Source organism: Ectobacillus sp. (assembly GCF_056992975.1).
Map to the genome: position 1 here is coordinate 1 of NZ_JBXKMX010000034.1, position 6,647 is coordinate 6,647.

At 38.8% G+C, this 6,647-nt stretch carries 5 protein-coding genes, 1 pseudogene and 2 riboswitches; of the genes and pseudogenes, 3 read left to right on the forward strand and 3 right to left on the reverse strand.

The features are described 5' to 3' along the window. On the reverse strand, positions 1–1,619 hold a 1,619-nt coding region (locus tag AC11ZT_RS01350; protein WP_484057884.1), incomplete at its 3' end, for a bifunctional homocysteine S-methyltransferase/methylenetetrahydrofolate reductase. A 72-nt stretch (positions 1,620–1,691) separates the two neighbouring features. Then, positions 1,692–1,800: riboswitch (SAM riboswitch) on the reverse strand. Positions 1,801–2,009: 209 nt separating this feature from the next. After that, positions 2,010–2,121: riboswitch (SAM riboswitch) on the forward strand. Positions 2,122–2,185: 64 nt separating this feature from the next. On the opposite strand from AC11ZT_RS01350, the gene AC11ZT_RS01355 reads away from it, so the two are divergent. The 3 genes from AC11ZT_RS01355 to AC11ZT_RS01365 all read left to right on the forward strand — a co-directional run bounded on the left by AC11ZT_RS01355 (position 2,186) and on the right by AC11ZT_RS01365 (position 5,152). After that, entirely contained in the window at positions 2,186–3,298 is a 1,113-nt protein-coding gene (locus AC11ZT_RS01355) for a methionine biosynthesis PLP-dependent protein (RefSeq protein ID WP_484057885.1), read from the forward strand. Further along, positions 3,295–4,455, forward strand: a complete 1,161-nt coding sequence (metC, locus tag AC11ZT_RS01360; protein ID WP_484057886.1) for a cystathionine beta-lyase — start codon at positions 3,295–3,297, stop codon at positions 4,453–4,455. The genes AC11ZT_RS01355 and metC overlap by 4 nt, the downstream gene beginning before the upstream one ends. Positions 4,456–4,864: 409 nt before the next feature. Further along, complete coding sequence (locus tag AC11ZT_RS01365) at positions 4,865–5,152, forward strand: ArsR/SmtB family transcription factor (protein WP_379966280.1); 288 nt, start codon at positions 4,865–4,867, stop codon at positions 5,150–5,152. 188 nt (positions 5,153–5,340) lie between these two features. On the opposite strand, the gene AC11ZT_RS01370 is transcribed toward AC11ZT_RS01365, so the two are convergent. Together AC11ZT_RS01370 and AC11ZT_RS01375 are read right to left on the reverse strand one after the other, a co-directional pair. Further along, on the reverse strand, positions 5,341–6,462 hold the full coding sequence (locus AC11ZT_RS01370; protein WP_484057887.1) for a class I SAM-dependent methyltransferase: 1,122 nt from the start codon (positions 6,460–6,462) through the stop codon (positions 5,341–5,343). Between the two features lie 10 nt (positions 6,463–6,472). Next, a pseudogene (locus AC11ZT_RS01375) lies at positions 6,473–6,647 on the reverse strand (MBL fold metallo-hydrolase); the annotation flags it as partial.

Below are 6,647 nucleotides of genomic sequence, written 5' to 3' on the forward strand. Positions count from 1 at the left end.
ATACCTGGTACTTCATAGTGAAGAAAGTCGGCATTGCGTTTACTAACGAGAGGCATAATTCCGATAAAAATAGGGGTTGAAAAGTCTTTAACTGCCTCATATGTTTTCACTAACACTTCTTTATCAAAAATAGGTTGTGTTAAAAAATAATCTGCGCCTGCCTCGATTTTCTTCTCCATTCTTCGAACTGCTGCATCGAAGTGACGAACATTTGGATTAAAAGCCGCACCTATAGAAAATGATGTTGGCACACCAATAGATTTTCCTAGTGGAGATCGACCAGCATTTAATTCCTTTATCATTCGAATTAACTCGAATGAGGATACGTCAAATACAGATGTAGCACCCGGAAAATCGCCTACTCTAGCTGGATCCCCTGTTAAAGCTAATACTTCGTGGATTCCTAAAGAAGACAACCCTAGCAAATGCGAATGCAATCCAATTAAATTATGATCACGGCATGTTAAATGGGCCAGAACAGGAATATCATATCGCCGCAAAAGCGCTCCCATTGCCATATTTGAAATACGCGGACTTGCTAGGGAATTATCAGCAAGCGTAATTGCATCTGCTCCCGCATGCTTTAGCGCCTTTGCACCTTCAAAAAAGCGTTGCGTTACCAATTGCTTCGGCGGATCTAACTCTACAATAACGGTAGTTTCAAGTTTCGCCTTTTCTGACAAACTAGAATTGGTTGCTAGAACTGGCTGCGTAACAACAATAGGTGTGGGCCGAACTTTAATCTGTTTCTCATATATTGGCGATTGCCCATCCAATGCATGTCTCATTGCACGAATATGCTCTGGAGTCGTACCACAGCAACCACCAAGAAGACGAACTCCTTGCTCAATAAACCCTTTTGCCATATGTTCAAAATAATCTGCCGTTCCTTCGTACACATACTTTCCGTCATCATACTTTGGTAACCCAGCATTCGGATATGCGGATAAAAATCCTTCCTTTGGCAATGACACGGTTTCTAATGATTCAATCATGCGAAGCGGTCCCAGATGACAATTTAATCCTACAACATCAGCGCCCCTTTGTTGCAATTCAAGCAGTACTTGTTCAATATATCGACCGCTTTGCGTAAGGCCTGCTTCATGTAACGCAACTTGCGCCACAATAGGAAGATCTGTAGCCTTACGTAATACTCCAAGTGCATGGTAGAGCTCTATTTCATCATAAAATGTCTCCAGAAGAAGTCCATCTACCCCTTCTTCAAGTAATGTATTAGCTTGCTCCATAAGCATAAATTCTCGTTCAACCTCAGTCGTCATAACTGATCCAATATGTTTCATACCACCGATTGTGCCGAGTACAACTGTATTCGAATCAGCTGCTGTTCGAGCATTTCGAACCGCTGCACGATTAATTTGCTTCACATTATTTTCTAAGCCATACATCCGAAGTTTTCCTTCATTTGCCCCATACGTATGAGTTTGAATTACATCTGCTCCCGCTTCTACATAAAGCCTATGAATTCCACTAATTCGATCAGGCTCAGTTATATTTAACTCTTCAAAGCAGCTTTGTAAACCGTATGAATGGAGCATCGTCCCCATTGCCCCGTCCCCTATTAATATTCCTTGCCCTAGTCTCTCTTTTAAGTTGCCCATTTGCCACGCTCCTTATAGTCAAACCAAACAACCCCCACTTCCAATAAAAGAAGAGGGGGACATTTTTTCCTCCTCTTATCACGCAAAACCATCGTTTTGCAGGTTGTAGCACCGTTTCAAACACCTGTTTGAAGGTTGCCGGGCTTCATAGGGCCTATCCCTCCACCACTCTCGATAAGAGTTTCACCATTACCAGATCGTAAATATACAATTTTCCACTAATTTAGCATGGGTTACTCCAAAACGTCAATATATTTTCAGAAAAAAATGAATAATTTATTATTTTCGCACGTAATAATCCTTACTAATTCTTTCGAATAATCAAAAAATGTTTGCTTTTCTCTTGATATTGATATACTTTATTAGAAAGACTTCATACAATTCCATATATTCTTATCGAGAGAGGTAGAGGGACTGGCCCATTGACACCTCAGCAACCATTAACTTTGATGTTAACAAGGTGCTAATTCCAGCAGATTCATTTGAATTTGACAGATAAGAAGAAGTGCTGTTACTAAAACCTTCTTCTTATAGAAGGTTTTTTATTTTAATTAGGAGGGATTACTATGAAATTTATAGAGACAAAGCTCGCTCAAATTGGAAATAGAAGTGAGGACGTAACCGGAACCGTCAATCCTCCCGTATACTTTTCAACCGCCTATCGTCACGAAGGCATTGGACAATCAAGTGGCTATGATTATATTCGTACAGGTAATCCTACTCGCAAAATAGTGGAAGATGCAATTGCAGAATTAGAGGAAGGGGATCAGGGCTTTGCCTGTAGCTCAGGCATGGCTGCCATTACATTGCTTCTTTCCCTATTTCAATCAGGAGATGAAATAATTGTTTCAGAAGACTTATACGGAGGAACTTTTCGCTTACTACGTGATTATGAGGCAAAGTGGAATATTCGATGTAGATACGTAAACACATTGTATCCTGCTGAAGTGCAAGCAGCTATTACTCCACAAACGAAAGCAATTTTTCTAGAAACTCCAACAAATCCACTTATGCATACTGCTGATATTGAAGCAATTGCTACGATCGCCCACGAGCATAATGTGCTGCTTATCGTTGATAATACGTTTTACACACCTATTTTACAGCAGCCTCTTCGCCTTGGTGCTGATATTGTTATTCACAGCGCTACCAAATATTTAGGTGGCCATAATGACGTACTCAGCGGCCTTATCGTCGCAAAAGGAAAAACATTATGCGAATCTCTGGCCTATTATCATAATTCCTCAGGGGCAGTGTTAAGTCCCTTCGACTCATGGCTTCTTATGCGCGGTATGAAAACATTATCTCTTCGAATGAACAAACACGAAGAAAATGCGAAGCAATTAGTATCCTACCTACAAAAAATAGATGAAGTAACCGATGTATTGTATCCAGGACGCGGAGGTATGCTTTCATTCCGTTTAGCACGGGAAGAATGGATAAATCCATTCTTGCAAGCACTCTCCCTTATTACATTTGCTGAAAGTCTTGGTGGAGTGGAAAGCTTAATCACTTATCCTGCTACACAAACGCATGCTGATATTCCTGTTGAAATTCGAACACAACGGGGAATTTGTAACCGTCTATTACGTTTTTCAGTAGGAATTGAACATATCACCGATTTAATGACAGATCTAGAAAGAGCATTCGCTGCTCTTCACAAGGAGGTAGAAGCATGACTGAATCCTATTCCGTACAAACATTATTACTTCACAATAGTCACAAAGTAGACCCCCATACAGGGGCAGTGAGTGTACCGATATACAATACAAGCACATTTCACCAAACTAGTGTCAATGAGTTTGGGAAATACGATTATAGTCGTTCTGGCAACCCTACTAGAGAAGCGTTAGAAGAAACCATCGCTGAGTTAGAAGGAGGGACAAGAGGCTTTGCATTTTCATCAGGAATGGCAGCCATCTCGACAAGCTTTTTATTACTATCACAAGGAGATCATGTAGTTATTTCAGAAGATGTATACGGTGGCACGTATCGCATGATTACAGAAGTTTTATCTCGCTATGGCATTTTACATACATTCGTAGATATGACAGATATAGAAGCTGTTACCGATGCCATCTTACCAAATACAAAATTATTCTATGTTGAAACGCCTTCTAATCCGCTGTTAAAGGTTACAGATATTCAAGCAATCTCCTGTTTAGCAAAAAGGATTGGTGCTCTTACATTCGTTGATAATACATTCTTAACTCCGCTATATCAGCAACCTCTTACTCTTGGTGCAGACGTTGTTCTGCACAGTGCTACAAAGTTCCTGTCGGGTCATAGCGATGTTACAGCGGGTTTAGCTGTTGTAAAGGATGAACAGCTAGGAGAACGCCTTGCTTTCTTACAAAATGCTTTTGGTGCTATACTTGGACCCCATGATAGCTGGCTGGTACTACGCGGCATAAAAACCTTACATGTCCGACTTGAACAGTCTGCCTATTCTGCCCAAAAACTCGCTTCCTATTTACAGCATCATGAAAAAATAAAATGTGTGTATTATCCTGGTCTTAAAGAACATACCGGTTATGAGATTCAGCAAAAACAAGCAAAACATCCTGGTGCTGTGTTTTCATTTGAATTAAAAAATGAGTCTGCGCTACAAACCTTTCTAGAACACATAACATTGCCTGTATTTGCAGTTAGTCTAGGAGCTGTGGAATCCATTCTCTCCTATCCGGCCACTATGTCACACGCCGCGATGAAGGAAGAGGAACGTCAAAAACGTGGTATAACTCGCTGCCTGTTACGACTCTCTGTAGGATTAGAAAACTACGAAGATCTACAACAAGATTTCACAAATGCTTTAGCCCATATTGACAAATTATAAACAAAAAAGGAGGGAAGACACGCTGTTCTTCTCTCCTCTCTTTATATAATATCCTCGCCTTAAACTACATTTCTGTTCTTCATCCTATTCACTACATAAAGAGACATAAATATGATACAATTAGGGAGTTGATTATTACAAAATTGTTACAAAAATCATGCGAATAACTCCATATCTTTACATTAACTTTAAATTTATGCTAAGTAGTAGCCTACACAAATATATAACAATCACTTAAGTTGATATTTCATTGTAATGACTTATTTCTATGAGGAAATTTACACAGCTACACTTTTCTTACGATTTCTTTACTTTTTGACTAAATATTTGCAACATGTATACTATTTATCATAAAATTTTGTTATGTATATGTATGGTGCTATTAGTATATATGGAGGTGTTACCTTACATGATCGATTCATTCCAAGAAGAAACAGAGAAATTTGAGGGAAATGCAGAGATGTTAAAAGTCCTTGCTCACCCTGTTCGCCTTTGTATTGTGAAAGGATTGATTGACCGTGGTGCATGCAACGTATCTACAATGTATACACGTCTTAATATGCCTCAATCAACCATTTCACAGCATCTTGCAAAGCTAAAAAGTGCAAAAATCGTAACGAGTGAAAGAAAAGGGTTGGAAATATATTATAATGTAGAAAATAAAAAAGTAATCCAACTCGTAAACGTATTATTTTAACTAGGGGAAAAGGTAAGCAACATTCACTTTCAATGTTGCTTTCTCACTTTACTTACCCCGTACTTACCCTGATAAGCTGAATGCTTTCCCACTACTCTCCCTTACTATAAATCGCCGCTAATTCCAACTTGTAATGATCTACACGTGTTGCTTTCATCTTATTCTATAATGCCGAGCGAAATTGAAGATTATAACTGAAGCATAGACGAGTCTACTAATCCTTCTATTGAAAAATTCGACAATCCTTTTTGTTGTATACTTACATTAAAATAGTCACTCATACTACCTTGTAAGATTAAGGAACGGATTGCACGATTATGTTTCTGTTTCTCTGAAAATGGATTTCGGTCATGATGATCAATTAATTTCTCTAAAATACCAGTTGAAAGTAAAAAGCTAGTCTGTTTTTGACGTAATACCGTCTCTAACCCAACAAGTTCACCTGCACGCTGCAATTCGTCCCAATGAATGTGAGAGGTAACGTCCATCTCACCCAGATGAAGCAATGGATTGCGTATCAGCTGATGTTTATAATAGCCACGCAAGCTGCCATCTCGGTGAACAGGATGCATCCATTCCTCATTCGTATAACCATAATCTACAGTAATACACACTCCTTGTTGCAAACATCTTGCCATTTGTTGCACAAAGCTACTCATTTGTAACGGCACTTCAAATCGTTGTCCAATGTTTAATTGTAGATCATGAACGTGTAAATAGTGTAAAATAGCTTCATTTTGTATGGGGATTTGTTTCTCAACAAGTTCACCCTGTTCATTTAACGTTACAAGTACTTCCATTAAACCATGTGCTGTATTTTCAATTACCTCTACCGGAAAGGCATCAAATAATTCATTCGAAAAAATAATACCCGAAAATGGTGGAATCTGTTCAATTGAAGCAAATTGCTCTACATTAGAAAATGGATGTAGCTTTTGTTGCTGCATGTTACGGTGAAACGGGCTCGTTTCAACAATTTTGTATCGTAACATCGAAAACGTAGTAGGAGATTGTTTCTCCCATTCTGTTAACACATCCAATGCAAAACGTCCTGTCCCACCACCGATTTCACATATGGTAGGCTGTACCCAACCTTCATCTACAAGTTTTATAAAAAAAGAAGCAAATTGTTGTGCATACAGGGAGGAAACATTGCTGCTAGTAAAAAAGTCACCTTGTCTCCCTATTTTTTCTTGATTTTTCATATAATAGCCATTATCCGCGTCATATAAAGCTAGTTGTATAAACGTACTATACGTAATAGCTCGATTAGGTGATGTTTCAATGGCCTTCTTTATAGCAGCATGCATGATCGCCACCTCAGCTTAAAAAAGGATTATTTTCTTTTTCAGCACTGATTGTCGTTACAGGCCCATGCCCACATAATACCTTCGTATCAGCAGGTAGTGAAAATAACTTTTCTTCAATAGCTGTAAGTAATTGAATCATATTTCCTTCTGGTAAATCGGTGCGACCAATGCTCATTTGAAAAAGC

Coding starts and splice junctions, on each gene's coding strand:
- AC11ZT_RS01355 (WP_484057885.1), top strand. CDS start 2,186: ATGAAATTTATAGAGACAAAGCTCGCTCAAATTGGAAATAGAAGTGAG.
- metC (WP_484057886.1), top strand. CDS start 3,295: ATGACTGAATCCTATTCCGTACAAACATTATTACTTCACAATAGTCAC.
- AC11ZT_RS01365 (WP_379966280.1), top strand. CDS start 4,865: ATGATCGATTCATTCCAAGAAGAAACAGAGAAATTTGAGGGAAATGCA.
- AC11ZT_RS01370 (WP_484057887.1), bottom strand. CDS start 6,462: ATGCATGCTGCTATAAAGAAGGCCATTGAAACATCACCTAATCGAGCT.